19 protein-coding genes, 5 tRNA genes and 1 other RNA gene are annotated in these 23,920 nt (G+C 40.8%); 21 read left to right on the forward strand and 4 right to left on the reverse strand.

Features of this window, described 5'->3' with window-relative positions; genetic code table 11:
- Positions 1 to 109: 109 nt before the first annotated feature.
- Together mutY and VOI46_RS03160 are read left to right on the forward strand one after the other, a co-directional pair.
- The gene (mutY, locus tag VOI46_RS03155) at positions 110 to 1,171 is read left to right on the forward strand and encodes an A/G-specific adenine glycosylase (protein WP_004587534.1); all 1,062 of its coding nucleotides are present in this window, start codon (positions 110 to 112) and stop codon (positions 1,169 to 1,171) included.
- A gap of 33 nt (positions 1,172 to 1,204) precedes the next feature.
- Positions 1,205 to 1,477 (forward strand): oxidative damage protection protein, encoded by a 273-nt coding sequence (locus VOI46_RS03160; protein WP_004587535.1) that lies wholly within the window; start codon positions 1,205 to 1,207, stop codon positions 1,475 to 1,477.
- A gap of 51 nt (positions 1,478 to 1,528) precedes the next feature.
- On the opposite strand, the gene VOI46_RS03165 is transcribed toward VOI46_RS03160, so the two are convergent.
- Complete coding sequence (locus VOI46_RS03165; protein WP_004587536.1) at positions 1,529 to 4,303, reverse strand: hybrid sensor histidine kinase/response regulator; 2,775 nt, start codon at positions 4,301 to 4,303, stop codon at positions 1,529 to 1,531.
- 338 nt (positions 4,304 to 4,641) lie between these two features.
- On the opposite strand from VOI46_RS03165, the gene VOI46_RS03170 reads away from it, so the two are divergent.
- From VOI46_RS03170 to VOI46_RS03210, 9 genes are all read left to right on the forward strand, one after another.
- A tRNA-Phe gene (locus VOI46_RS03170) sits at positions 4,642 to 4,717 on the forward strand.
- Between the two features lie 71 nt (positions 4,718 to 4,788).
- Positions 4,789 to 4,864: transfer RNA gene (locus tag VOI46_RS03175), tRNA-Thr, on the forward strand.
- 98 nt (positions 4,865 to 4,962) lie between these two features.
- Positions 4,963 to 5,038, forward strand: a tRNA-Phe gene (locus VOI46_RS03180).
- 57 nt (positions 5,039 to 5,095) lie between these two features.
- Positions 5,096 to 5,171 (forward strand) — tRNA-Thr (locus VOI46_RS03185).
- Between the two features lie 53 nt (positions 5,172 to 5,224).
- Positions 5,225 to 5,300: transfer RNA gene (locus tag VOI46_RS03190), tRNA-Phe, on the forward strand.
- Between the two features lie 403 nt (positions 5,301 to 5,703).
- The gene (locus VOI46_RS03195) at positions 5,704 to 6,336 is read left to right on the forward strand and encodes an antibiotic biosynthesis monooxygenase (protein WP_039972559.1); all 633 of its coding nucleotides are present in this window, start codon (positions 5,704 to 5,706) and stop codon (positions 6,334 to 6,336) included.
- A gap of 222 nt (positions 6,337 to 6,558) precedes the next feature.
- On the forward strand, positions 6,559 to 7,974 hold the full coding sequence (locus VOI46_RS03200; RefSeq protein ID WP_004589595.1) for a TolC family protein: 1,416 nt from the start codon (positions 6,559 to 6,561) through the stop codon (positions 7,972 to 7,974).
- Positions 7,964 to 9,280: an efflux RND transporter periplasmic adaptor subunit gene (locus tag VOI46_RS03205; RefSeq protein ID WP_282338651.1), complete on the forward strand. Its 1,317-nt coding sequence runs from the start codon at positions 7,964 to 7,966 to the stop codon at positions 9,278 to 9,280. The genes VOI46_RS03200 and VOI46_RS03205 overlap by 11 nt, the downstream gene beginning before the upstream one ends.
- Positions 9,277 to 12,360, forward strand: a complete 3,084-nt coding sequence (locus tag VOI46_RS03210) for an efflux RND transporter permease subunit (protein ID WP_004589597.1) — start codon at positions 9,277 to 9,279, stop codon at positions 12,358 to 12,360. Before VOI46_RS03205 ends, VOI46_RS03210 begins: the two co-directional genes overlap by 4 nt.
- 140 nt (positions 12,361 to 12,500) lie before the next feature.
- Here the strand turns inward: VOI46_RS03210 and ssrS are convergent.
- Positions 12,501 to 12,684, reverse strand: a non-coding RNA gene (gene ssrS / locus VOI46_RS03215) — 6S RNA.
- Positions 12,685 to 12,877: 193 nt separating this feature from the next.
- On the opposite strand from ssrS, the gene VOI46_RS03220 reads away from it, so the two are divergent.
- Genes VOI46_RS03220 through VOI46_RS03235 form a run of 4 tightly spaced genes read left to right on the forward strand, consistent with a single transcriptional unit; the run spans position 12,878 to position 17,146 of the window.
- A complete protein-coding gene (locus tag VOI46_RS03220) occupies positions 12,878 to 13,432 on the forward strand; it encodes a UPF0149 family protein (protein WP_004589599.1) in 555 nt (184 codons plus the stop codon).
- Positions 13,433 to 13,457: 25 nt separating this feature from the next.
- Positions 13,458 to 14,780, forward strand: coding sequence for a Xaa-Pro aminopeptidase (pepP, locus tag VOI46_RS03225; protein ID WP_004589600.1), 1,323 nt, complete (start codon positions 13,458 to 13,460; stop codon positions 14,778 to 14,780).
- Positions 14,781 to 14,795: 15 nt separating this feature from the next.
- Complete coding sequence (ubiH, locus tag VOI46_RS03230; protein WP_004589601.1) at positions 14,796 to 15,983, forward strand: 2-octaprenyl-6-methoxyphenyl hydroxylase; 1,188 nt, start codon at positions 14,796 to 14,798, stop codon at positions 15,981 to 15,983.
- Positions 15,980 to 17,146 (forward strand): FAD-dependent monooxygenase, encoded by a 1,167-nt coding sequence (locus tag VOI46_RS03235; protein ID WP_004589602.1) that lies wholly within the window; start codon positions 15,980 to 15,982, stop codon positions 17,144 to 17,146. Before ubiH ends, VOI46_RS03235 begins: the two co-directional genes overlap by 4 nt.
- Positions 17,147 to 17,275: 129 nt before the next feature.
- On the opposite strand, the gene VOI46_RS03240 is transcribed toward VOI46_RS03235, so the two are convergent.
- Positions 17,276 to 18,001, reverse strand: coding sequence for a hypothetical protein (locus VOI46_RS03240; RefSeq protein ID WP_004589603.1), 726 nt, complete (start codon positions 17,999 to 18,001; stop codon positions 17,276 to 17,278).
- A 301-nt stretch (positions 18,002 to 18,302) separates the two neighbouring features.
- Here VOI46_RS03240 and VOI46_RS03245 point away from each other — a divergent pair, with 301 nt between their 5' ends.
- On the forward strand, positions 18,303 to 19,286 hold the full coding sequence (locus tag VOI46_RS03245) for an IS110 family transposase (RefSeq protein WP_096739135.1): 984 nt from the start codon (positions 18,303 to 18,305) through the stop codon (positions 19,284 to 19,286).
- 151 nt (positions 19,287 to 19,437) lie between these two features.
- On the opposite strand, the gene VOI46_RS03250 is transcribed toward VOI46_RS03245, so the two are convergent.
- A complete protein-coding gene (locus VOI46_RS03250; protein WP_004589604.1) occupies positions 19,438 to 20,637 on the reverse strand; it encodes an alpha/beta hydrolase-fold protein in 1,200 nt (399 codons plus the stop codon).
- A gap of 262 nt (positions 20,638 to 20,899) precedes the next feature.
- Between VOI46_RS03250 and VOI46_RS03255 the strand changes: the two genes are divergently transcribed.
- From VOI46_RS03255 to rplI, 5 genes are all read left to right on the forward strand, one after another.
- Positions 20,900 to 22,068, forward strand: a protein-coding gene (locus tag VOI46_RS03255; protein WP_095206617.1) for an IS3 family transposase whose coding sequence is annotated in 2 segments (ribosomal slippage) — positions 20,900 to 21,170 and positions 21,170 to 22,068 — 1,170 coding nt in all. Because the reading frame shifts where the segments join, the coding sequence is not laid out codon by codon here.
- A 229-nt stretch (positions 22,069 to 22,297) separates the two neighbouring features.
- Entirely contained in the window at positions 22,298 to 22,639 is a 342-nt protein-coding gene (gene rpsF / locus VOI46_RS03260; RefSeq protein WP_004588455.1) for a 30S ribosomal protein S6, read from the forward strand.
- Positions 22,640 to 22,682: 43 nt separating this feature from the next.
- On the forward strand, positions 22,683 to 23,000 hold the full coding sequence (priB, locus tag VOI46_RS03265; protein WP_004588456.1) for a primosomal replication protein N: 318 nt from the start codon (positions 22,683 to 22,685) through the stop codon (positions 22,998 to 23,000).
- Between the two features lie 12 nt (positions 23,001 to 23,012).
- A complete protein-coding gene (gene rpsR / locus VOI46_RS03270; protein ID WP_002962753.1) occupies positions 23,013 to 23,240 on the forward strand; it encodes a 30S ribosomal protein S18 in 228 nt (75 codons plus the stop codon).
- A 35-nt stretch (positions 23,241 to 23,275) separates the two neighbouring features.
- The gene (rplI, locus tag VOI46_RS03275) at positions 23,276 to 23,728 is read left to right on the forward strand and encodes a 50S ribosomal protein L9 (protein ID WP_004588457.1); all 453 of its coding nucleotides are present in this window, start codon (positions 23,276 to 23,278) and stop codon (positions 23,726 to 23,728) included.
- The last annotated feature ends 192 nt before the right edge of the window (positions 23,729 to 23,920 follow it).

Raw genomic sequence — 23,920 nt, forward strand, 5'->3', positions numbered from 1 at the left:
GACCACGCAGCTAATCACAAGTATTAGCGTGTTATAGCGCCTTCATCGCTTGATCTTTTTATTAACTGCAATAGACTGAGCCGCTATTGAGCATGAGTAAAAGTAGTATATGTTGGATTTATATAAACAGCAGTCAGACAAATTTGCTAACCAAGTGGTTCAGTGGTATCACCTTCATGGGCGTAAAACATTGCCTTGGCAACTAGGTAAAACACCGTATAAAGTGTGGGTGTCAGAAGTAATGTTACAGCAAACGCAAGTTGTTACGGTTATTCCATACTTTGAAAAGTTTATGGCAAGCTTCCCAGATATCATTGCTTTAGCAAATGCAGATGAAGATTTAGTGCTGCATCATTGGACTGGCTTAGGTTACTACGCACGGGCACGCAACTTACATAAAACGGCCAAAATAGTGCGAGATAAATACCAAGGTAAATTTCCAATTACACTTGAAGAAGTCATGGCTTTACCCGGAATAGGGCGCTCTACCGCAGGTGCGGTATTATCGCTGTCGCTTGGCCAGCACCACCCTATTTTAGATGGTAATGTTAAGCGAGTGCTTGCCCGTTATTTTATGGTTGAAGGGTGGTATGGGGTAAAAAAAGTAGAAAACCAACTTTGGCATTTGTCTACCCAGTTAACCCCTAAAAACAATGTGACTGAGTTTAATCAAGCCATGATGGACTTGGGCGCCAGCCTTTGCTCTCGCAGTCGCTTTGATTGCCAAGCGTGCCCACTTAATAGCGATTGCGCTGCGTTTAATGCCGGTAAAGTAAAAGAGTTTCCTCATTCTAAACCTAAAAAAGCGGTGCCTAAAAAGAGTTGTCATCAATTAATTATTCAGCATGACGAGAAAGTTTTAATGGAAAAACGCCCAAGTAGCGGTATTTGGGGCGGTCTGTTTGGCTTTTTTGAGTTTAACGAATACAGCGAAATGGTGTTATTTTTAAATCAGCAAGGCTTAAAAACTGAGCTGGAAGAGTTAACGCCTTTTACTCATGTGTTTTCGCACTTTGAGCTGACAATAAACCCACATGTGCTTAATATTAATAACGTACCGGATGTAGTAAACGATAAACAACTTGTGTGGTACCCACTTGATCAATCTATAGAGGTGGGTTTAGCCGCACCGACTAAAAAGTTGGTTAAACAAATGAGCCCAATAGGTTAAACTATTAGCATTTAGCGCTTAAGAGAGTCAATTATGGCACGTACAGTATTTTGTCAAAAGTTACAAAAAGAAGCCGAAGGGCTTGGATTTCAGTTATACCCTGGTGAACTAGGCGAGAAAATTTTTAATAATATTTCTAAAGAGGCATGGGGCCAGTGGCAGCATAAGCAAACTATGCTAATTAACGAAAAGCATTTAAATATGATGGACCCAGAGCACCGTACGTTTTTAGAAGAGCAAATGGTTGGCTTTTTGTTTGAAGACAAAGATGTAGAAATTGAAGGTTATCGACCTCCTGAAAAGTAATTTTTAGGCATAAAAAAAAGGGCTATATAGCCCTTTTTTTATAGCTATATTTTATAGCGTTTCTTCATCAGTATTCGCTGAGCGCACTTGTTCTTTTAAAAACTGCGCAGCTTTAGAATATTCAATTTCAAGGGTATCTCTTTGCGCTATTAGCTCATCAGTATCAAGCTCGGCATTTCGACACTTCTCTTCAAACTCTTCTGAACATTGCGCAACGGCCTCAGCACCAATAGTTTTAGAGATTGCCTTGAGCTGATGACAAGCACTGCTTATCTCGTCTCTGTCATTAACCATAACGCCGGAATTAATACTTTTAATTAGGCTTTGGCTTTGCTCTAAAAACATTTTGAAAAAGCGTAATTGTTTGGCTTCGTCGCCGTTTACATAAGTCGATACCGCGTCCATATTAATAGGCATGGCAGGTTTTTGATGAATGACAACAGTTTGGTCTTTATTATGCTTATCATACCAACGCTTTAAGGTATCTTCTAAGGCATTAAGCTCTATAGGCTTAGTAATAAAGTCATTAATACCTACCGCCAGGCAACGCTCTTTTTCACCTTTGAGCGCATTGGCAGTAACCGCAATAATATAAGGCTGAGCGTCTATAGAATCTAACAACTCGGCGTCATCACGAATTTTTTCAACCATATCGTAACCTGACATTTTTGGCATATGTAAGTCGGTTAATATGAGCGAGTAATTGTTTTGACGCCACATATCTAAACCTTCTTCACCGTTATTTGCTACTTCAACGCCATAGCCTAGTATATGCAGCTGGTCGGTTAAAACTTGCTGGTTTAGTAGGTTATCTTCTACTAATAAAATGAGTTTATTTGCATCGCGTGCTTGTTCAACATTTAAATAATTGTTGAGTGTTTTTGTTTTTTTAATTTGTTTAGGTTGATGCAAGCCTGCTGCTACCAATATCGACATCATAAAGTTAGATTTACACAGCGGTGAGGCATTAATATAAAATACATTTTTATGGTTTATAGCGGCTTCATCAAGCTTACTTAATACCACCACTTGTTGATTATTATCTTCAAGTGAGTAAATAAGACGACGCAGTAAAGAGTTAACTTTTTCCATATCATCTATGCCATCTACAACCCATATGATGTCGTGCTGCTCTTGTTGAGCTTCTATTTCTTGCTGGTTGTGCTCGTAGGTAATTTTAGCGCCCATAAATGACAAATAGCGGTACATTGCTTTTTCGCGCTCTAAATGATTGCTCACTACCACTACATGTTTGCCATTGAGCGCATTTTTATGTGCGTACTTAATTTTTCCTGAGGTACCAAATGGAAGCTCAACGGTAAATTCGCTACCAATGCCTGCATGGCTAGTTACATTAATAGTACCGAGCATAAGCTCGGTTAAACTTTTACAAATAGAAAGCCCTAAACCAGTGCCGCCGTATTCACGGGTAATTGAGTTTTCGGCTTGCACAAACGGGTTAAATATTTCTCGCAGTTGCGCTTGGGTCATGCCCTTACCGTTATCGGTTACGCAAAAACGCAGCGTAAAATGATCCGCCGTATTATGGGCCACTTCTACCGATATTTTTACGTGCCCTTGGCGTTTATCATCAGTACTGGTGAACTTAATTGCATTACTGCAAAGGTTATACAGTACTTGGCGAACCCGTATTGTATCGCCAGTTAAATTAGTTGGAATATCTGGCGCAATAGAAAGCTCTAAATCTAATTTGCGCTTTTTAGCAACAGATGAAAGCACGCGAGCCACTTCTTCAATCGTATCAGTAACTGAAAAAGGCGTAGGGTCAATATTTAGCTTACCCGCTTCAATTTTAGAGAAGTCTAAAATATCATCCAAAATACTTAATAGTGAAAACGCTGACTCACGGATAATAGTACTTAAACGATGCTGCGCGCCATTAAGCTCTGTTTGTCTTAATAAATCTATAGTGCCGATAACGCCGTTCATAGGCGTGCGAATTTCATGGCTCATAGTGGCTAAAAAGGTCGTTTTAGTTTCGCTAGCACGTTGTGCTTTTAATGTCGCTTGCTCTAATGCAATTGTTCTTTGTTGTACTTCGCTCTCAAGGCCTGTTTGTAATTTTTGAAGCTCTTTTTGCGCAGCTTCTTTTTCAGACATTACTGAGTTAACTTTATCTAGCAGCAAGTTTATGTTTTTAGCCACGCCAGATAAGCCTAGGTCTAGTTTTTCACTTACTTTACTGTCGTAATTGCCATTTTCGGTAATCGCTTGAAGTTCTTCATTTAATAAATGGCTACTTTTACGCAAGCGAGTATTTATGTAGGTATTAAATAGTAGGGCTAATGCAAATAAGGCAAACACGCTTACAATTGCAATAATATAGGCTATTACTTGCGAGTCTTGCTGCGTTAAAGGCGGTGCTGGTAACTGCTGTTTTATTATTAGCTCACCAATAGGCTGGTCGTTCAAAAGCAATATATGGTGCAATACACCTTGCTCAGTTAAATGCTCATTTACTTTTTTAGACTCGATAGCGGGTTTAGTGCTGCTATATACAAGTTGGGTTTCTGAGGTGGCATTAAAGCGATAGAGCGTGTATTCAAACTCATCATCTAATACTGAGGTAAGCTCAAGTAGCTGGCGAACCTTGCCTTGCCCATACATAGTAAGTGCATCTACCATTGGTAAATCAAGTTGCTGTGCTAGCTGCGTAATACTTACTTTTTGTTTGGCTGCTGGTGCAGGTTGTGTGTTTTGCGAATAAAACGCAAAGGCAACAATAGCAAGCGCTGTTACTGCAATATTAATTATTAAAAAAAGCGGCAGTAAGCCTTTCACCGGCGAAGAGAATTTACTCTGCATTGATTGTTCCCATTGGTATTTGTTTGTACGATAAGCCCTTATCGTATTTTCACAGTAATCGTATCATTTACGTAAAATAATTCACTACGTTTTTAGTCTGGTTTAATTGATTAAATTAAGGTTTTTTGTGAGTTTTTGTTGGATAAATAAACATTAGTATATAAAAATACGCTTTGTTGTGTGAAAACCGTTCAAACAGTTATAAAGAGTAAAAAAAAAGTTGACTTGTAAGGGCAAAACTCGTTTAATACGCCGCACGCCCAGATGGCTCAGTCGATAGCGCTGAGTGGGAATTGCATTAAAAATCATTTATGATTTTTAATTAGCACTGTTAAAGTGCCTCGATAGCTCAGTTGGTAGAGCAGAGGATTGAAAATCCTCGTGTCCCTGGTTCGATTCCGGGTCGAGGCACCATTTATTAAAGTAGTGGTGTTTAATCAATAGTTTAAACGTTATTACGCGTGCCTTAGCACACAGTTTAGTGTGCCGACTTAGCTCAGCTGGTAGAGCAACTGACTTGTAATCAGTAGGTCAACCGTTCGACTCGGTTAGTCGGCACCATTTATTTTAGTAATTTGAAAAGTACATTGTAATCAGTAGTCTGTTCAAGTTACCCGTCGACTCGGTTAGTCGGCACCATTTAATTGCACAGTTTATGTGCCTCGATAGCTCAGTTGGTAGAGCAGAGGATTGAAAATCCTCGTGTCCCTGGTTCGATTCCGGGTCGAGGCACCATTTACTTTAAGTTCTCAATCTTTAAAATTGAACGTGCCTTAGCACACAGTTTAGTGTGCCGACTTAGCTCAGCTGGTAGAGCAACTGACTTGTAATCAGTAGGTCAACCGTTCGACTCGGTTAGTCGGCACCATTTATTTTAGTTAAAGGTTTGAATATATAGCCTTTAGCTGGCACTACTTAAGTGCCTCGATAGCTCAGTTGGTAGAGCAGAGGATTGAAAATCCTCGTGTCCCTGGTTCGATTCCGGGTCGAGGCACCATTTATATTAAAGCCCTGCATACACATGCAGGGCTTTTTTTTGCTTTAAATTTATTATGGACAAAACAGTCCATATTAATTGGGTATATCCTCTCTTTTTCTCCCTTGTTTGCATGCGCATAATTACCTCATCAAAAGGTTAGGTGCTGTTATTACTCACTCCATTTACTCACTCAATATGATTGATTTAAGTAATAAAGTGCAGGGTACCTTTAGCCTTAATAATGCCAATCCGCAGTAATACTTAATCATTTTGCGGGGCTAAACGTGTCGCTACCGGCGTTAAAATTCCTATTTAGAACTGAATAGCGATTTTTTCCTTGTTATCAACACGTTTTTTAAGCCTCAAAATAGATCACTTAATTAAGCGTATTGGTATAAGTCATTTAAAGCTGGAGCTAATTATGATCACGCAAATTGTTAAGTTTGATATTAAAGACGAGCACATCGCACAATTTAAAGCGCTACTAGAAGAAGACAAGCAAGGCGCTAAAGCCGAAACAGGTCTTATAGAGATGCGTTTATATCAGGATAAAAACGAGCCAGGCGTCTTTTTTGCTTATGAGCGTTTTGAAGATCAAAATGCAGTTGATTACCATGGCGCACAGGATTACACACAAACGTTATTAAATGCGCTGCCTGAAATCAGCCAATCGGCGCCACAGGTCATGTTATTAGAAAATACAGTGCCAGCTCCGCTGCATGAGCGTAATACAAAAGTTGTTAACCCTGAAGATGATATATGTATTGTGTTTTTTATTTTTAAGATTAAGCCAAGTTTTAAAAATAAAGTCATTGAGCGTTTCGAAACTCATGTAACGCAAACGCGCAGCCAGGAGCCTGGTAACTTAGTGTTTGATTTATATAGTATTGAAAATAACGACGATACATTAGTTGTTTATGAACATTGGCGCAGTGAATCTGCGTTGTGGGATATTCACTTTAAACAGCCGTACGCAGTAGAAACAAGCGAATTATTAGCGCAAGCAGTTGTTGGCGATATGCAGCAATATATGAGCTTCGTTAAAGAAATTTAAAGGCTTGTGTTTAACAGCATTACTTACCCCATTTAGCAAATAGTGTATTACACGCTATTTGCTTTTTTGAATAAATACCCTTCAAATTCCCTGCCTGTTTTTATAATAACTGACTATTATGTTAATTCATCGCAACGTATGTAATGTTATGTAAAGTAAGTTGAGCAAAATTTGCCAAAGTGCTTGAATTACATTCATAAATGGCAGTAATTTAGGTTAACTATGATTTGGCAAACTAAGCCAACTTTATTGGCTCTTAGCTTGGTATTGTTGAGCGGCTGTGCGGGTACGCTAAACCCTCAGCAGCGCGAGCAAGCACCCAGCGACATTGCAGCGACATGGCAACATGGTTTAGCACAAAATACACTTGCAGTAGATCAGCAATGGCTGCAAACGTTAGAAAACCCTTACATTGAAGACCTTGTTAATAAAGCACTTAATAATAATCAGGCTTTGCTGCAAAGTGCCTACGATGTACAAATACAAAAGCAGCAATTAATAATTTCAGGCTCTGCGCTTTGGCCCGATCTTGATTTATCTGCGCAAACTAGGCGCAGTAAAGACAATAGACCTGTAAGTTATGATAATGCCAGCTCTGTCACTTTAGAGCTAAGCTATGAAGTAGATGTGTGGGGTAAGTTGTCTGATGCTAAACGCCAAGCTAACCTAAACTACTTAGCGCAACAAGCTAGTTTTGAGCAAGCTAAGCAGCAATTGGTGGCCGATGTTGTCACCGGCTGGTTTGATTTAGTAACCGCCCAGCAGTTACTCGATTTATATAAACGCCGAGAAGAAAACGCACAGCAAAACTTAGATATTATTGAATCGGGCTACCGCCAAGGTATTAATGAAGCACTCGATGTATATTTAGCCCGTAATGAGCTTAATAACGAGCGTACGCGTATTGCTAATCAACAAGCCACGCTTGTAAGCGCGTCGCGTTCTTTAGAGCGCTTATTAGGCGGCTACCCCAAAGGCGATATATCAGCAGAGGTTGAACTGCCAGTTTTTCTTTCGCCAATTAATACCGGTATTCCCTCTGAGCTAATTACACGCAAGCCTCAATTGCGCGCAAGCTGGTACCAGCTATTAGCAAGCGATGCAGGCCTAGCCTATGCACATAAACAGCGTTTCCCTAGTTTAAACTTATCAGCAAGCGTGAGTGATAGCACCGATAGAGTGAGCGATTTATTCTCGCCATCAAGCTTAGCGTGGTCTTTATTAGGCAGTATTTCTGCGCCAATATTTAATGGTGGCCAGCTAAAAGCAAATGAAGAAGTAGCACGCTTAAATGCACAAAAACAAGAACAAGCATATTTAGATACCTTGTACGATGCATTCAGCGATGTTGAAAACGCAATTACTCAGCAGCAATCCTTGCAAGCCAGTTATAAAAGCACGCTAGAGGCGCAAGAAAACGCCCTTGCAGCAGAGCAACTGTCGTTTGAGCAGTACCAAAGCGGCTTAGTAACTTACACTACTGTGCTTGATGCCCAGTCGCGCTCTTTTGATGCGCAAAGCTCACTCATTGAAACAAAAAACCAGCTAATTGCTAACCGAATAAACCTATACGTTGCCCTTGGCGGCGATTTTAACGCCCCAACAAGCGAACCTAAGAGCAATAACGATGAAAACTAAATCAGCAAAACTTTTAATCCCAGCCGTAGTGGTGGTGGCCACCATTTTAATTGTTATGTTTATTAAGGGTAATCCACCTGAAGCAAAACGTTTTGGCTCACCTCCTAAAGCCACGGTGAGCGTATCGGTAAAAAAGATTAAGCCACAAGATTACTTAATTTTTATTGATAGCTATGGCACGGTAAAGCCGCGTACTCAAAGTTTGTTAGTGGCTCAAGCATCTGGGCAAATTAATAAAGTAAGTGATGATTTTAGAGAGGGCGGTTTTTTTGAAAAAGGCGATGTACTGCTACAGCTTGACGATAGAGATCATCAAGCTGAGGTCAAATCGGCGCAAGCAGCATTACTTACTGCAGAGCAAAGTTTGTTAGAAGAAAAAGCCCGCGGCCAACAAGCAATTACTGATTGGAAGCGTTTAGGCGGCTCATCGCAAGCGAGCAGCTTAGTACTTCGCGAGCCCCAACTAGCGGCTGCACAAGCACAAGTACTTTCAGCACAAGCCGCACTTGAAAAAGCACAGCTTGATTTAGAGCGTACCCAAATTACAGCGCCTTACGCTGGGCGTGTGCTTAGTCGTAATGTAGACCTTGGCCAAGTGGTAAGCGAAAACACAGAACTTGCAACTATTTATGCCATAGACAGCGTTGAAGTGCGCTTACCAATTAAAAATAAAGACCTCTCGTATATTAGTTTGCCAGAGCAATACAGAGATGGCAGTAAAAACCAAGCCGGCTCACTCGTTAAGTTTAAATCTGACTTAGTGGGCGAGCAAACATGGCAAGGGCAAATAATACGCACTGAAGGCGCTATCGATGAAGGTGCACAGCAATTGTATATTGTTGCGCAGATAAATGACCCTTACAAAGCCACGGCTAATAACCAATACCCAATTAAAATTGGGCAATACATTACTGCGCAAATTAGCGGTAATGTATTGCCTGATGCGTTAATAATCCCTAATAGTACTATTTACCAAGGCAGCTACGTGTATGTGGTTGAAGAGGGGCTGTTAAAGCGTAAAAACATTACGCTTGCATGGCAAAATGCTACACAAGCTATGGTAAAAACAGGCCTCAATGCAGGCGATAAGTTAGTAATTACACCGCTTGGGCAAGTAAGTTCAGGCACAGCAGTAAGCATTTTAGGCGAAACCGATACGCAAAATATGCGAGCAAAAGGCCCAGATGGCGCAGGTAAAGGTAAGCGTCCATCGCGTGAGCAGCTAGAAAAAAAAGCGCAAGAAATGGGAATTAGTGTTGAAGAGCTAATACAAAAACGCCGCGCTGCACAAGGAGATAAGCCATGATTGCTTGGTTTACAAAAAACCATGTAGCAGCCAATTTATTGCTTATTACGTTACTGCTATCGGGTTTATTTAGTTTATCGAGTCAAATACCGCTTGAGGTGTTTCCATCGTTTGAAACAGATCGCATAAGTGTAAGCGTTACTTTGCGCGGCTCAACCCCTGAGGATGTAGAGCAAGGGGTTACCATTCGAATAGAAGAAGCCGTTCAAGATTTAGAAGGTATAGAGCAAATATCTAGCCGCTCATCAGAGGGCTCTGCGTCGGTAACCATAGAAGTAGAAAGTGGCTACGACCCACGCGAATTATTAGCCGATATAAAAAGCCGTGTAGATGCTATAAACACTTTTCCGGCCGATGCTGAAAAGCCCATTGTGGCGCTTGCCGAGCGAAAACGCGAAGTAATAGCTGTTACCGTAGCGAGCGATTACGGTGAAAAAGAAACCTTAGAATACGCCGAGCAAGTACGCGACGATATTTTACGCCTTCCTAATGTTACGCAGGTTGAGCTAAGTGGTGTACGCGATTACGAGCTCGCCATAGAAGTAAGTCAAGATACACTTCGCCAATACAACTTAACCCTTGCGCAAATATCTACCGCTGTGGCTAAGTCGAGCTCTGATATTTCGGCTGGTAATTTAAAAACAGAAGGGGGCGATGTACTTATAAGCTCAAAAGGGCAAGCTTACCGAAAAGATGAATTTGCAAACATTGTAGTTAAAAATCAGAGCGACGGTACAGTAATACGCTTAGGTGATATAGCAAACATTAATGATGACTTTGAAGAAACCCCAGTACGCACACGCTTTAATGGTAAACAAGCCGCCTTTATAGATGTATACCGCATAGGGCCGCAAAGTGCGATAGATGTCGCAGATGATGTAAAAAACTACATAGAGTCTAAGCAAAGCTCGTTACCACAAGGTTTTGAATTAAGTTACTGGGATGACGACTCTCAAGTTGTAAAAAGCCGTATTGCTACGCTAACCAGCAGCGCCCTACAAGGGGGCATTTTAGTACTGGCTTTGCTAACTCTATTTTTACGCCCAGCCATCGCATTTTGGGTGTTTATTGGTATTCCTGTTTCGTTTATGGGCGCATTTATTGCAATGCCTATTTTTGGTGTAACCCTTAATATTATGAGCTTATTTGGCTTTATTTTAGTACTGGGTATTGTGGTGGATGACGCCATAGTAACGGGGGAGAACGTTTATACTCATTTAAAAACCGCAGAGTCGGGCGAACAAGCTGCCATTTTAGGCACGCAAGAAGTAGCAACACCAGTTACCTTTGGGGTACTAACAACCGTAGCGGCTTTTTTACCTTTAGCGTTTATTGAAGGCGCGCGGGGTGCCTTGTTTGCACAAATTCCGGTGGTGGTTATTCCGGTATTACTGTTCTCGTTAATTGAGTCTAAATTTGTGCTGCCAGCTCATTTAAAGTACATAAAACTACGTAATCAAAAAACAAAATCATCAAAGCTTGAAGTACTTCAGCAGCGTTTTGCAGACGGATTTGAAAGCGCTATTTTAAAATACTATCAGCCTATTTTAGCTAAAGCATTGCGCTATAAATTAGCGACGGTGAGTTTGTTTGTTGGCGTGTTTTTTATAATTTTAACTTTAATAACCAGTGGTTGGACTAAGTTTGTATTTTTTCCGCGTATCCCAAGCGAAACCGTACGAGTAACATTAACCTTGCCAACAGGCACGCCGTTTGAAGTTACCAATAAGTATGTAATGGATATGTCGCAAAAAGCGCAGTTATTGCAAGACAAATACCGCGATGAAGATACCGGCGAAAGCGTTATATTAAATATTTTAGCCTCAACCGGTGGGCGTGGTGGCGTGTCTAACTCAGGCAGTGTGCGCTTTGAAATAACCCCTGCAGAGAGCCGCGACTCAGACATTGGCTCACGCGAGCTGGTAAGTGAGTGGCGCGATTTAATAGGGATTATTCCTGGCGCCGAAAGCGTAACCTTTAGGGCTGAAATAGGACGCAGCTCAGACCCTATAGATGTGCAGCTAAGTGGTACATCGCTCGATACGTTACAAAAAATTGCCGAAAGCGTTAAAGCGCGCTTAAGTACTTACCCAACCGTATTTGATATTGCCGATAGTATGTCTGATGGTAAAGAAGAGTTGCAAATAGAGCTTACCGAGCAAGGCTTTGCTTTGGGCTTAAACCGAGTTGATGTAGCAAACCAAGTACGTAACTCGTTTTTTGGCTCGCAGGTGCAGCGTATTCAACGCGGGCGTGACGATGTACGCGTTATGGTACGCCTACCTATTGAAGAGCGCCGCTCTGTAGCCGACTTACAAAATATACTTATTACTACGCCCACGGGCGGCTCGGTGCCACTTTCGCATGTAGCCACATTAATTGCAGGGCAAAGCCCATCTACGATTAACCGAATAGACCGCTACCGCACACTTAACGTGACTGCCGACATAGAAAAAAGCAATACCAACATGACCGCGCTGCAAGCCGACCTAACTGAGTATTTAGATGAATTAATGCAGCAATACCCAGGTGTTGATTACAAGCTAGAAGGTGAAGCTAAAGAGCAAAGAGAGTCGTTTGGCTCGCTTGCTTGGGCATTGTTATTTGTATTTTTTATTATTTACTCACTATTAGCGATACCGCTTAAATCGTACATGCAGCCAATTATTGTAATGAGCGTAATACCGTTTGGCATGATAGGCGCTGTAATAGGGCACTGGGTTATGGGGATGGAGTTAACCATTATGAGCTTACTTGGTATGTTGGCACTTATTGGTGTGGTGGTTAACGACTCACTTGTGTTGGTTGACTTTATTAATAAAAAACGCAGTGAAGGCGGCAAAATTATTGATGCGGTTAAACTTGCAGGGGCTGCACGTTTTCGCCCAGTAATGCTCACAAGTTTAACCACCTTTATTGGTTTAATGCCGCTACTATTTGAAAAGGCGACACAAGCACAGTTTTTAATTCCAATGGCAGTAAGCCTTGGCTTTGGTATTGTGTTTGCTACGTTTATTACGCTTATATTAGTGCCAGTAAACTATATGCTGATGGAGCGTTTTCAAAGCTGGTTTAGATAAATAACGAAATGTGTTCTAGGACTAAGCTGTGGTTGATTAATATCAATTGCAGCTTTTTTTGCTAAAAATTTATAAAGGTAATAAAGGGTATTTAAAAACAGGGGAGTAGCAAAAAATGCAAAAACAGAAAAATAAGAAAAGTGTTCCCCAAGCGTGCGGTGTCCGGCGTCAGTCCTGAAACCAGAAGGTTTCAGGGCGGAAAGCTGCGGTCTACCGTAGGCTTCTCGGTACATGCCGAGCTTGCACAATAGTAGACGAACAGAAATCCTAGTATAAAATTTATCGGCTCAGGGACTTAACCAAACTCCGGCACCCCAGGGAACAAGTTCAGTATATAAGACATAATCCATTCCTTAAACCCCAAACGTAAAAAATTGAACCGTTCGAGCAGTTTTTGCCCGCTGGTAACTCGCTATTTACTTATCATGCTACTTTTTGAGCAGGATCATACAATTAATTGGAGTTGCTTTTTATCGAGTGGTAGCATTGCCTTAACTAGCAAAGCGAAGATACAAACATGAGCGACTTACCAGATTACCAAAAAGCCCAGCTGCTTTTAGAAAAAAACGAAATTTTTGTCTCACCGGCAGAAGCGCACGGCGTAATTAGTGGATTACTAGCGTGTGGTTTAAGTATTGATGACAAAGAATACTTAGGCCTATTAAGCGATGTATTTAATGATGGCCAAGCGTTTAGCAACGACCTAAAGCAGTTTTTTGGCACCATTTATAAGCAAGTGGTAGCAAGTTTTAACGATGAAGCTTTTGCGTTCGATTTATTTTTACCAAGCGATGATGAAACACTCATCGATCAAGCCAATGGCCTCGTATCATGGGTTGCAGGGTTTATGCTTGGATTTGGTTTAAAGCAAAAAGATTACGGTAAGTTATCGGCAGATGTAAAAGAAGTTATTAGCGATTTTAGCGAAATTACACGCCTAGATACCATGTTTGACGAAACCGAAGAAGACAGCCAAGCCCTGCATGAAGTGATTGAATATGTACGTGTATCGGCATTGCTTTGTTTTGCCGAGCTTGGCAAAGAAAAAGCACCTAAAAAAACACTACATTAATCTAAATAAAACGGGTTGTTAAAGCATGGTTGAAATACAAAAGTCAGAATTTAAAGCACGCCGTGAGCGTTTACTTGCGAAAATGGATGCAAATAGTGTAGCCATTATACCTGCGGCCAGTGAAGTAACTCGTAGCCGCGATACGGAATATGCATTTAGACAAGACAGCGACTTTTTTTACTTAACCGGCTTTAACGAACCCGATGCCGTTTTAGTGCTGTGTAATAATAGCGATACGCCAAGTACGTTATTTTGTCTTGATAAAGATAAACTGGCCGAAATTTGGCACGGCCGCAGAATTGGCTTCGAAAAAGCTAAAAATGAGTACTTATTCGACGAAACTTACGCATTAAGTGAGCTAACTGAACAATTATTAGATTTGGTTAACGGTCAGCAGATTTTATTTTATGCACAAGGCGCTTACCCAAGTTTTGATACCAAAGTATTTACCTTGTTAAACACACTTCGCAGCGCGCCTAAAAAAGGCTATCAGGCCCCGAGTACGATAAAAGATGTGCGTGGTCTTATTCACGAAATGCGCTTGTTTAAATCGCCAAGCGAAGTAAACATTATGCGTGAAGGCTGCGAAATAAGTGCCCGTGGGCATATGCGTGCAATGCGTTATTCGCACCCTGGTGCTACAGAATTTCAGCTAGAGGCAGAGCTGCATCATCATTATGCAATGAACGGAGCGCCGCATCCTGCGTACGGCACCATTGTTGGTAGTGGCGATAACGCTAATATTTTGCACTACACGCAAAATAGCGATGTGCTAAAAGATGGCGATCTAGTATTAATTGACTCAGGGTGTGAGTTACAAGGTTACGCTGCCGATATCACGCGTACTTTTCCGGTTAATGGCAAGTTTAGCGAACCTCAAGCTGCGCTTTATAACATTGTACTTAAAGCGCAGGAAGTGGCTTTTGAAGAAGTTAAACCCGGCGGGTTTATGTCGCATGCCAATAAACGTGCAATGGAAGTAATGACTCAAGGATTACTTGATTTAGGTATTTTAACCGGCGACTTTGATGAGCTAATGGCAAAAGGTGCCTGTAAAGAATATTACATGCACGGTCTTGGCCACTGGTTAGGCCTTGATGTTCACGATGTAGGCGATTACAAACAAAACAACGTTGAGCGCGCATTTGAGCCAGGCATGGTGTTAACCATAGAGCCTGGGCTTTATATTAGTGAAGATTCAAATGCACCGCAGCAATATAAAGGCATTGGTATTCGTATCGAAGATAATTTACTTATTACTGAGTCAGGGCATGAAAACCTCACCCTGAGCGTGCCTAAAACCATAAACGATATAGAAGCACTTATGCAAAGTGCAAAAAGCGCATAAGCTTGGAGAAATAAAGTGTCTAAGCAGTTTGATGTCGTTGTTATTGGGGGCGGGCTTGCAGGGGCAAGTTGTGCGCTAAGCATTGCTAAAACAAACCCTTCACTTACTATTGCGGTAGTAGAAGCAAACCAAGTAACGGGCGATTACCACCCAAGTTTTGACGACAGAAGCATTGCCCTTGCACAGCAATCGGTTGAGTATTTACAGCAGTTAAATTTATTTGAGCCACGTGCGCCATACACAGCAGCAATAAAAAAAGTAAGCGTGTCGGATCGTGGTCACTTTGGTAAAGCGCATATTAGTTGCGACGAGTTTGCTAAACCGTCATTAGGTTACGTGGTTGAGGTAAACCCGTTTGGCCGCGCACTGTATCAGCGTTTAACGCAAGCGAGTATTGCACTTTATTGCCCCGATAGCGTAAGCGCTATTAAGCAAAGCCTAAACAGTAATGAGGTTACTTTACAAAGCGGAGAGCAACTTAATACTAAGCTACTGGTTATTGCCGATGGTGCGCAATCTCCAACCCGTAACTTACTTGGTTTAGGCTTTAATACTCAGCCCTATGAGCAAGGCGCTATTATAGCCAATGTTGAAGTAGCAGGCGGGCATAACAACCATGCGTATGAGCGCTTTACCGAGCACGGCCCGATGGCACTTTTACCAATGAGCAATAGCCGTTATTCGTTAGTGTGGTGCATGAAGCAACAGCACGTTGAGCAGCATACAGCCTTAAACGAAAATGATTTTTTAAACGCACTGCAAAGTGCATTTGGTTACAGAGCAGGGCAATTTACAAAAGTGGGCACACGCACAAGCTACCCGCTAGTATATGGCCAAGCTGAATCATTAACGGCGCATCGTACGGTAGTCATTGGTAACGCTGCTCATGCTATTCATCCCATTGCAGGGCAGGGCTTTAATTTAGGCCTGCGTGATGTACAAGTACTTAGTAATTTAATTGCAACAAGTAAAAACGAGTTAGGCAGTTATGCGTTTACCCGTGAGTATTCACTAAAGCGTAGCAGCGATATAAATACCGTAATGAGTTTAACCGATGCACTGGTTAGGCTTTTTTCAAACTCGTCACGGGTATTAGCGCTTGGGCGCAGCATTGGGCTTTTCTCAATGGATTTATTTCCCGCATTAAAAGCACCGTTGGCCAAGCAGCTAATGGGGCAAGTTAAACAAGGTACACGTTTATGAAGCAAGCACAGGTTTGTATAGTGGGTGGTGGCTGCGTAGGCTTAACCCTCGCGTTAGGACTCGCTAAAGCCAATGTAAGTGTTGTGGTGCTAGACGCCGCGCCAAAGCAATTACCGCCAAGTGATAAATACGCCTTGCGCGTAAGTGCGCTGAGTATTGCAAGCCAAAACCTGTTTGAGCAATTAAACGTATGGCCACACATAATGGCAGAGCGAGCGTGTGCATATACGCATATGGACGTACGCGATGCCGACAGCTTTGGTAAAATAGCCTTTAATAACGAGCAACTTGAGCTTGAACACTTAGGCCATATAGTTGAAAACGATATTATTCGTTTTGCACTTATAAAAGAGCTAGAGCAACACCCCACTGCCACACTGATGTTTGATACTGAGTATCAACAAATACACCAAAGTGAGTCTGATGTATTTATAACCCTTAAAAGCGGTGAGCCTATTATTGCTAAGCTGCTGGTGGCGGCCGATGGCGCAAATTCGGCTATTCGTAAACAATTTAATATGGCGCTAAGCTTTAAAGATTACGACCATCATGCATTGGTTGCTACGGTTAAAACCAAAGAGCCACACGCAAACACCGCACGCCAAGTGTTTTTACCAACTGGGCCACTGGCTTTTTTACCACTTAGCGATGACAACACCCATTCTATTGTGTGGTCTACCAGCCCTAATCATTGCGATGAATTGCTAGCAATGGACGACACTACTTTTAATAAAGCTGTAATGGCAGCCATAGATGGCCAATGCGGGCTGTGTGAAGTGCAAAGTAAACGCGCAGCATTTCCACTTAAAATGCGCTACGCCCAGCAATGGGTAAGCGGCAAAGTGGTATTAATGGGCGATGCAGCACACACCATTCACCCACTTGCAGGGCTTGGTATGAACCTAGGCCTAAAAGACGCCGCATATTTAATTGAGCTACTGACAAGTGATAGTAAAGAGTTTGCGAGTACCCGCACACTTCGCGATTACGAGCGCACCCGCAAGCTCGACGCGCAAAAGCACATAGCCATGATGCAAGGGCTTAAAGAGTTATTTGAAGGTGCCAACCCGGTTAAAAAGCTGATACGTGGAGTCGGGCTGTCACTCGTTGATAACCTAGGCCCAATAAAACACCTATTCGCCAAAGAAGCGATAGGCAAATAATGTAGGTTGGGTTGAGCGAAGCGAAACCCAACAGATAAAGTAAAGTAGTTAGTTTTTAGCTTTCAGCTGTTAACTTCCAGCAAAGAAAAACCGATGTTTAGGTTAAACATCGGTTTTTTATAACAGACATCAATACCTTATTTCACTTTTTAGTAGTACAAGCCTTTCTTTTAGGCTGGTTATATAGTCATCAAGCAACCCATATTTACCTTGTAAGATAATATCTCCTATATTTGTTTTATTATTATTTTTTAAGTTGAATAGAGACGAATCACGGTACGCGTGAATATCTGTATTGATATTTATACCACTTAAAGTATTTTTAATACCTTGCTCAATTTTTAATATGTCCTCAAAGTCATTCTTTAGACTAATAAGATTTTCTTCAAATTCATTTTTAAAACGAAAATTTTTGAACTTTAACTTATCAACTTGTGAGTTTAATTCATCGAATAAAATTCCCCTAGTAAGTAGCTCTTCACTTCTTTTTTTATTTAATTCATGGAGGTTATTTACGAATGAGACTTTATCTTCTCGCTCTTCATCATATAAACCCCATTTATCAATTTCTAAAACTGTAATAGGTAGTATTCTTAGGGTATCTAAGTTGTTTAGTAGTTTAGGGATCGTATGAAAAGCTAGCCTTTCTTTATCAGCTGTGATTAAAAGCTTTTGATAATGGTATATAGCAAATATTAAAGCAATGCAGGTTGTATAGCCTCCAGCCCAACCGCCAGTAGCGCTCCATTTATCAGCTATAGATACGTTTTGAATTGAAATAGAGTAAGTGCCAAATACAATCGGTATAGAAAATAAAACTGAGAGGAATATCCATTTTTTGCTAAAGAGGGGCATATAGTTAGTACCTAGGCTATTAAATATTTTATATTATAGAGTTTACTTTACAGCACTTTATTCGTAATACAGATATTTAAAAGCTGCGCTTTTCACGCGAGCAAGCTTTGCGTCTTGTATCTCTCGTTGATAAATGATTAGCTATCATTTATCACATCGAAGTCAGTGAGCTTGCCTTTGCGCCTAGTATTTAATACTGCTCCGTAGATAAAGCCCTGACTTTCTATTCTCACAAACTGAATGGTATCCAAGCACACTTTTATTTAAGTAGATGCTGTATGTACAAGGGGAGTAAGTAGAGATGATGTTTATCGGCATTGATATTAGTAAAGAGAAAATTGATTTATCGTGGTTGAGAGACCAGCTTACAAACAAGATTAAAACAAAAGTCTTTAAAAACAAGCATCAAGACTTTGAGAAAATAGAAAAGTGGCTTTTAAATACAACTAAAAGCGTTGCTAGTGAGCTCGTTATCACCCTCGAACCAACGGGTGTTTATCATGAAGCACTGATGTATTTTTTACATGAGCAAGGCTTTAATATTATTTTAGCGAATACAGGCAAAGCGAAAAAGTATGCTGACGCGTTAAACATAATTCATAAAACAGACAAATCTGATGCAACGATGCTTGCCCACTACGGCTGTGCAAAGCACGCAGTCGTTGATTATTGGCAACCTGAAGCGTTAGAAGTTAGAGAGCTTAAAGCCCTTATCCGTCGTTTAGATGCGCTTGAGAGTAACCGGCAACGAGAAGCTAACCGATTAGAAGCAAGTGAATTCAGCAACGTTTCAGCACGTGTTCGCCAATCGATAAAAGTGACTATCGCATTTTTAGATGACGAAATTAAACAGCTTAAATCTGACATTGATGATCACATAGATAATGAGCCTGGTTTAAAAAGAAACAGGAAACTACTAGAGTCTATACCTGGCATTGGGCATGTATTATCGAGAGAGCTGACATATTTGTTTGCGGCTAAAAAGTTTAATAAAGCCAAAGAAGCAGCAGCTTATTGTGGATTAATCCCACGGCACAATGAATCGGGTAAATTAAAAGGGCGAACAACAATCAGTAAACTTGGGCCAGCCAGAATTCGCTGTAAACTCTACATGGCAGCCATTGTCGCTGGGCAATGGAATAAAAGAATAAAACGACACAAGTTAACATTAATAAATAACGGTAAAACACCGATGCAAGCTGTATGTGCGAATATGAGAAAGCTCATTCATATATGTTTTGGTGTAATAAAAAACCAAGAAGAGTTTAAGCTCCAAGAAAGTTAAGTACGACCTTGAAGCTTAAAATGAGAGATGGTATCTACATGCAAAGTTTCACACTGAGCTTAATTTTATCTGTAGGCGTTTAGCTTGCTGACGCGACGAGCATAGCTCGTAATTACTATCGTCAGTTAAAAAGCGCTTTGCGTTAAATTAGTTACAAATTGGCTCGGGCTTCATTTACCATATCTTGTAGTGCATCAATTAACAGTGGGTCGCGCGAGTTTTGTTTAGCAAGTTTTAGTGCGTGTTTCATACTGGCAACAGCTTCTTTAAACTGTTTGTCAGCCGTGTAGCCTTGCGACAATCGCATGTGGGAGTAAGCAGCATTAGGGTAATCACGAGTAAAGTGTTTAAGTGTAGTTATCGCTTTTTTAGTGTTATCAAACTTTTGCTGGCTGTGGGCAAACTCTACGTACACATCTTGTGGAATTTTAAGCTCAAATCCGTACTTATCACTCAGTGCTTGGTAGTAACCTGTGATAAGTGATACATCGGCAAATTTTCCGTGCTCGTCAGTTACGTTAAAAATTAGGTCACTAAATAAGTGAATTAGGCTATCGCTAAGGGCTGGCAGTATAGTGCCCATATGAGTAAAAGTAGGGTAATGCTTATATTCCCATTTTAGCTGTGTGGGCATTTGTTGTTCTAAATTTACTAACGTATTTAATGCGCCTGTATAAAAACGTGCGCCTTCACTCGCTACACTTATAAATAACTCTTGAGCGCCTTTAGGGTTTTTAGTGTATTTAACAATATTATTTTTTAACTCTTCATCACTCCACCAACTATTTGGGCTTATAGCTATGTAGTTGTTAAACAATTCAGGCTGATTAACTAAAGTGTAAAGCGCTAATGTACCAGCATTAGAGTGACCAATTAAGGTGTTGTAGCCGTTAGTTGAGTAATTGCTGTTTATATAGGGCATGAGCTCGTCAGACACAAATTTTAAAAAGCTGTCGGTTTGCCCAGCATCGGGCCATTTATTTTTTACAAAGGTTTGAAACTCAGTTTTCGGCTCACCATCTACTTTAGGTAAGTAATCACGCACGCGGTTTGTTGTATCAATACCAACAAGCATGGCATTAGGTATTTGTTCGTAATCAACTAAGGATTTTATAACACCTGACGCCGTATGAAAGTGCTCAACACCATCTAGTAAATAAATAATATAAAGCGGCTGATCGTCTTTTACAGTGTCAGGTATGAAAATTCTGATAGGCCTGTCTTCGTTAAGTATTTTTGATTGTAAAATGACTTTTTTACCAACGGTTATGTCGGTTGTAGCAGTGTCTGCGTGGCATAAAAAAGAGGTACTAAAAGCAAATGCAAATACAAGTGATAGTAAGAGCTTCATAAATATCCTTATTAAATAATGTGTTGCTTAATAATTGCACGGCTTTAGGTTTGAGTAAATGTTTATATTTTAGGCGCAAATGGAGGGGGTAAGTAATTAAAAGCTGCGCTTTTTACGCAAGCAAGCTTTGCGTTTACACACAAACCCAACGCACTTATCGTAATTCTGCTTGTTGATATAAAGCGGACGCATATTAATATCACCCTGATAGCTGATTGATCTGACTCCATAAAAGTAGACACCTATTTAGGAGTCAGTTCTCATGAAAGTAAAAGCGTTTCGTAAACATACAGAGGAATTTAAAAGAAAAGTGGTGCAGGAGTCACTAGACTCACACGGTACCGTTAAAATGACCGCTAATAAATACGGTATTCATCCCGATATGCTGTCAAGTTGGAGAAGTAAAATGACCTCAAGAAAAGAGCTTAAGCCACTTAAAAACCATGGTCCAGAAAAGTCATATAAAGACCTTGAACGTCAAGTTCGTAACCTTGAAAAGCAGCTTGAGGACGTACAGTTGGAGAACGACGTACTAAAAAAGGCGAGGGCCTACTTCGACAGTCTAAAAGAATAAGGTTTCAATATATTCATAAGACCACGACGGTGAAGAAAACAGTAAGCAAGTTATGTAAGTTATTATCTGTTTCTAAGGCTGGGTATTACAAATGGTTGAAACAGTCGTCGAATCCAGTTGAAAGAAAAAATGATTTTTTACTTCAGTTTTTAATAAAAAGAAGTAATGAAGAGCACTGCATACCTGGTTACAGAAAATTGTGGCAAGCCGCCATAGCCGACGGATATGATTGCAGTAAAGGCCGAGTGCAGCGTTTATTACAAAGCGTAGGTTATCGCTCTAAATCAGGTAAGCGTCGCTACACCAGTGGTAATAAAAAGCAGGGTTTTATAACGACAGAGAATCTACTTGCTCGTCAATTTGATGTTGAAGAGCCTAATAGTGTATGGGTATCGGATATAACTCAGGTGCGCTGTAAAGAAGGCTGGCAGTACTTATGTGTCATTTTAGATTTATACTCACGCAAAGTTGTGGGCTGGGCAACAAGTCGAATTAATAATGCGGTTTTAGTGATTAAAACACTAAAGAAGGCTTGGAATGTGCGCAAGCCGAACGGGCAACGTTTACTGTTTCATTCAGATCAAGGGAGCCAGTATCGAGCTAAAGAGACTATATCGTGGTTGAACAAGCGAGGTGTAACGATTAGCATGTCGAGAAAGGGGAACTGCTGGGATAATGCCTGTTCAGAAAGTTTTTTTGCTCAGTACAAAAAAGAATGGATGAGTAATCTAAATGAACTGAGTCGTAGCGAAATGACAATACAAAGTCGTTTTTATATTGAGAATTACTACAACTCAGTGCGAATGCATGGGACGATTGGAAATGTTAGCCCCATACAATATGAATCAATGAATTAAAACCCCGTGTCTACTTTATCGGGGTCAGATCATCGGGGTCAGATCAGATAGCTGATAGCTGATAGCTGATAGCTTTAACACTTATCTATCAAAGCTTAAAAAACCTGCTTGCTTAATTATCCATCTAAGCGTAAAATGCGCGCTCATTTCGGCTTTTACACTATTAATTCCTTGCCTTAAACCGACCGGCCGAAACGGTAGAAGGCTCTATTAACCGTAAGGAATATCCATGCGTCATTACGAAATCGTATTCATGGTTCACCCTGATCAGAGTGAGCAAGTATCTGGTATGATCGAACGTTATACTGGTTCTATCACTGAAGCTGGTGGTACTATCCACCGTCTTGAAGACTGGGGCCGTCGTCAACTGGCTTACCCAATCAACAAGCTTCACAAAGCTCATTATGTTCTTATGAACGTTGAAGCACCTACTGAAGTAATCAGCGAGCTAGAAACTACTTTCCGCTACAACGATGCAGTGCTTCGTAACTTAGTTATGCGTACTAAAAATGCAGTAACTGAAGCGTCTCCTCTTGCAAGAGAAGAGAAGAAAGAAGCACCAGCTGCTTAATTGTTTTGAGTCCTAGCATGGCACGTAGTCAGCAGTTAGTGTAATGGTTAGCCCATATATGAATCAGCTGGTTATATCGGGGGTTGTTTGTAAAACACCCAAGTTTAGCCAAAGCCCTGCAGGCATACCGCATTGTATTTTTGTTGTAGAACATAAATCGATGCAAACCGAAGCAGATCTTAACCGTAATAGTTACGTTAGGCTTCAGGTTGTTGCCAGTGGTAAGCAAATGCAACAACAGACTCAACATTTGCACGTTGGGCAGGCATTGCAAGTGAGTGGTTTTTTAAATCGCCACGAAGGTCGTAACGGCCTTAGCCAATTGGTTTTGCATGCTCAGCATATAGAAAGAATTATTTGAGGAATTAATCTCATGGCACGTTATTTCAGACGTCGTAAGTTCTGCCGCTTTAAAGCGGAAGGCGTACAACAAATCGATTACAAAGATCTAGCTACTCTTAGAAACTATGTTACAGAAAGTGGCAAAATCGTACCTAGCCGTATTACAGGTACTAGCGCTAAATACCAGCGCCAGCTAGCAACTGCTATTAAGCGTGCTCGCTACTTAGCCCTTCTTCCATACACTGACTTACATAAGTAAGCAGCGGATTAACAGTTTTTAAAAGGTGTAGAAACATGCAAGTTATTCTACTAGATAAGATCGCTAACCTAGGTGGCCTAGGTGACCAGGTTGTTGTTAAATCTGGCTTCGCACGTAACTTCCTTTTCCCGCAAGGTAAGGCAGTTCCTGCAACTAAAGCAAACATTGAAACGTTTGATGCTCGTCGCGCAGACTTAGAAGCGAAAATCGCTGAACAGTTAACTGCAGCACAAGCACGCGCTGACAAACTAGAAGCATTAGCAGAAGTTACTTTAGTATCTAAAGCTGGTGACGAAGGTAAGCTATTCGGTTCAATCGGTACTCGTGACATCGCTGACGCTATCTCAGCTGTTGGTGTTGAAGTTGCTAAATCAGAAGTTCGTTTACCTCACGGTACTATCCGTGAAACTGGCGAATTCGACGTTGCAATCGCAGTACACTCAGACGTAACAGCTACTATTAAAGTAATCGTTATTGCTGAAGCTTAATTTTTAATTAAGCCCAAAAAGCCGTGCTTTTAGCGCGGCTTTTTTGTATCTAAAATTCCTCTTTAATACCCATCTAATACCTCTTTATAAAATTATTTAACTATTTTTATTATTAGTTTAAACCTTTCTTGTCTGTCTTTGCGTCTTAGTAATCAATACACTCATTAATACACGTTTTTAAATAAAAATAAT

Origin of the sequence: Pseudoalteromonas sp. CuT4-3 (genome assembly GCF_035666335.1) — a bacterium.
GTDB classification, from domain to species: domain Bacteria; phylum Pseudomonadota; class Gammaproteobacteria; order Enterobacterales; family Alteromonadaceae; genus Pseudoalteromonas; species Pseudoalteromonas atlantica.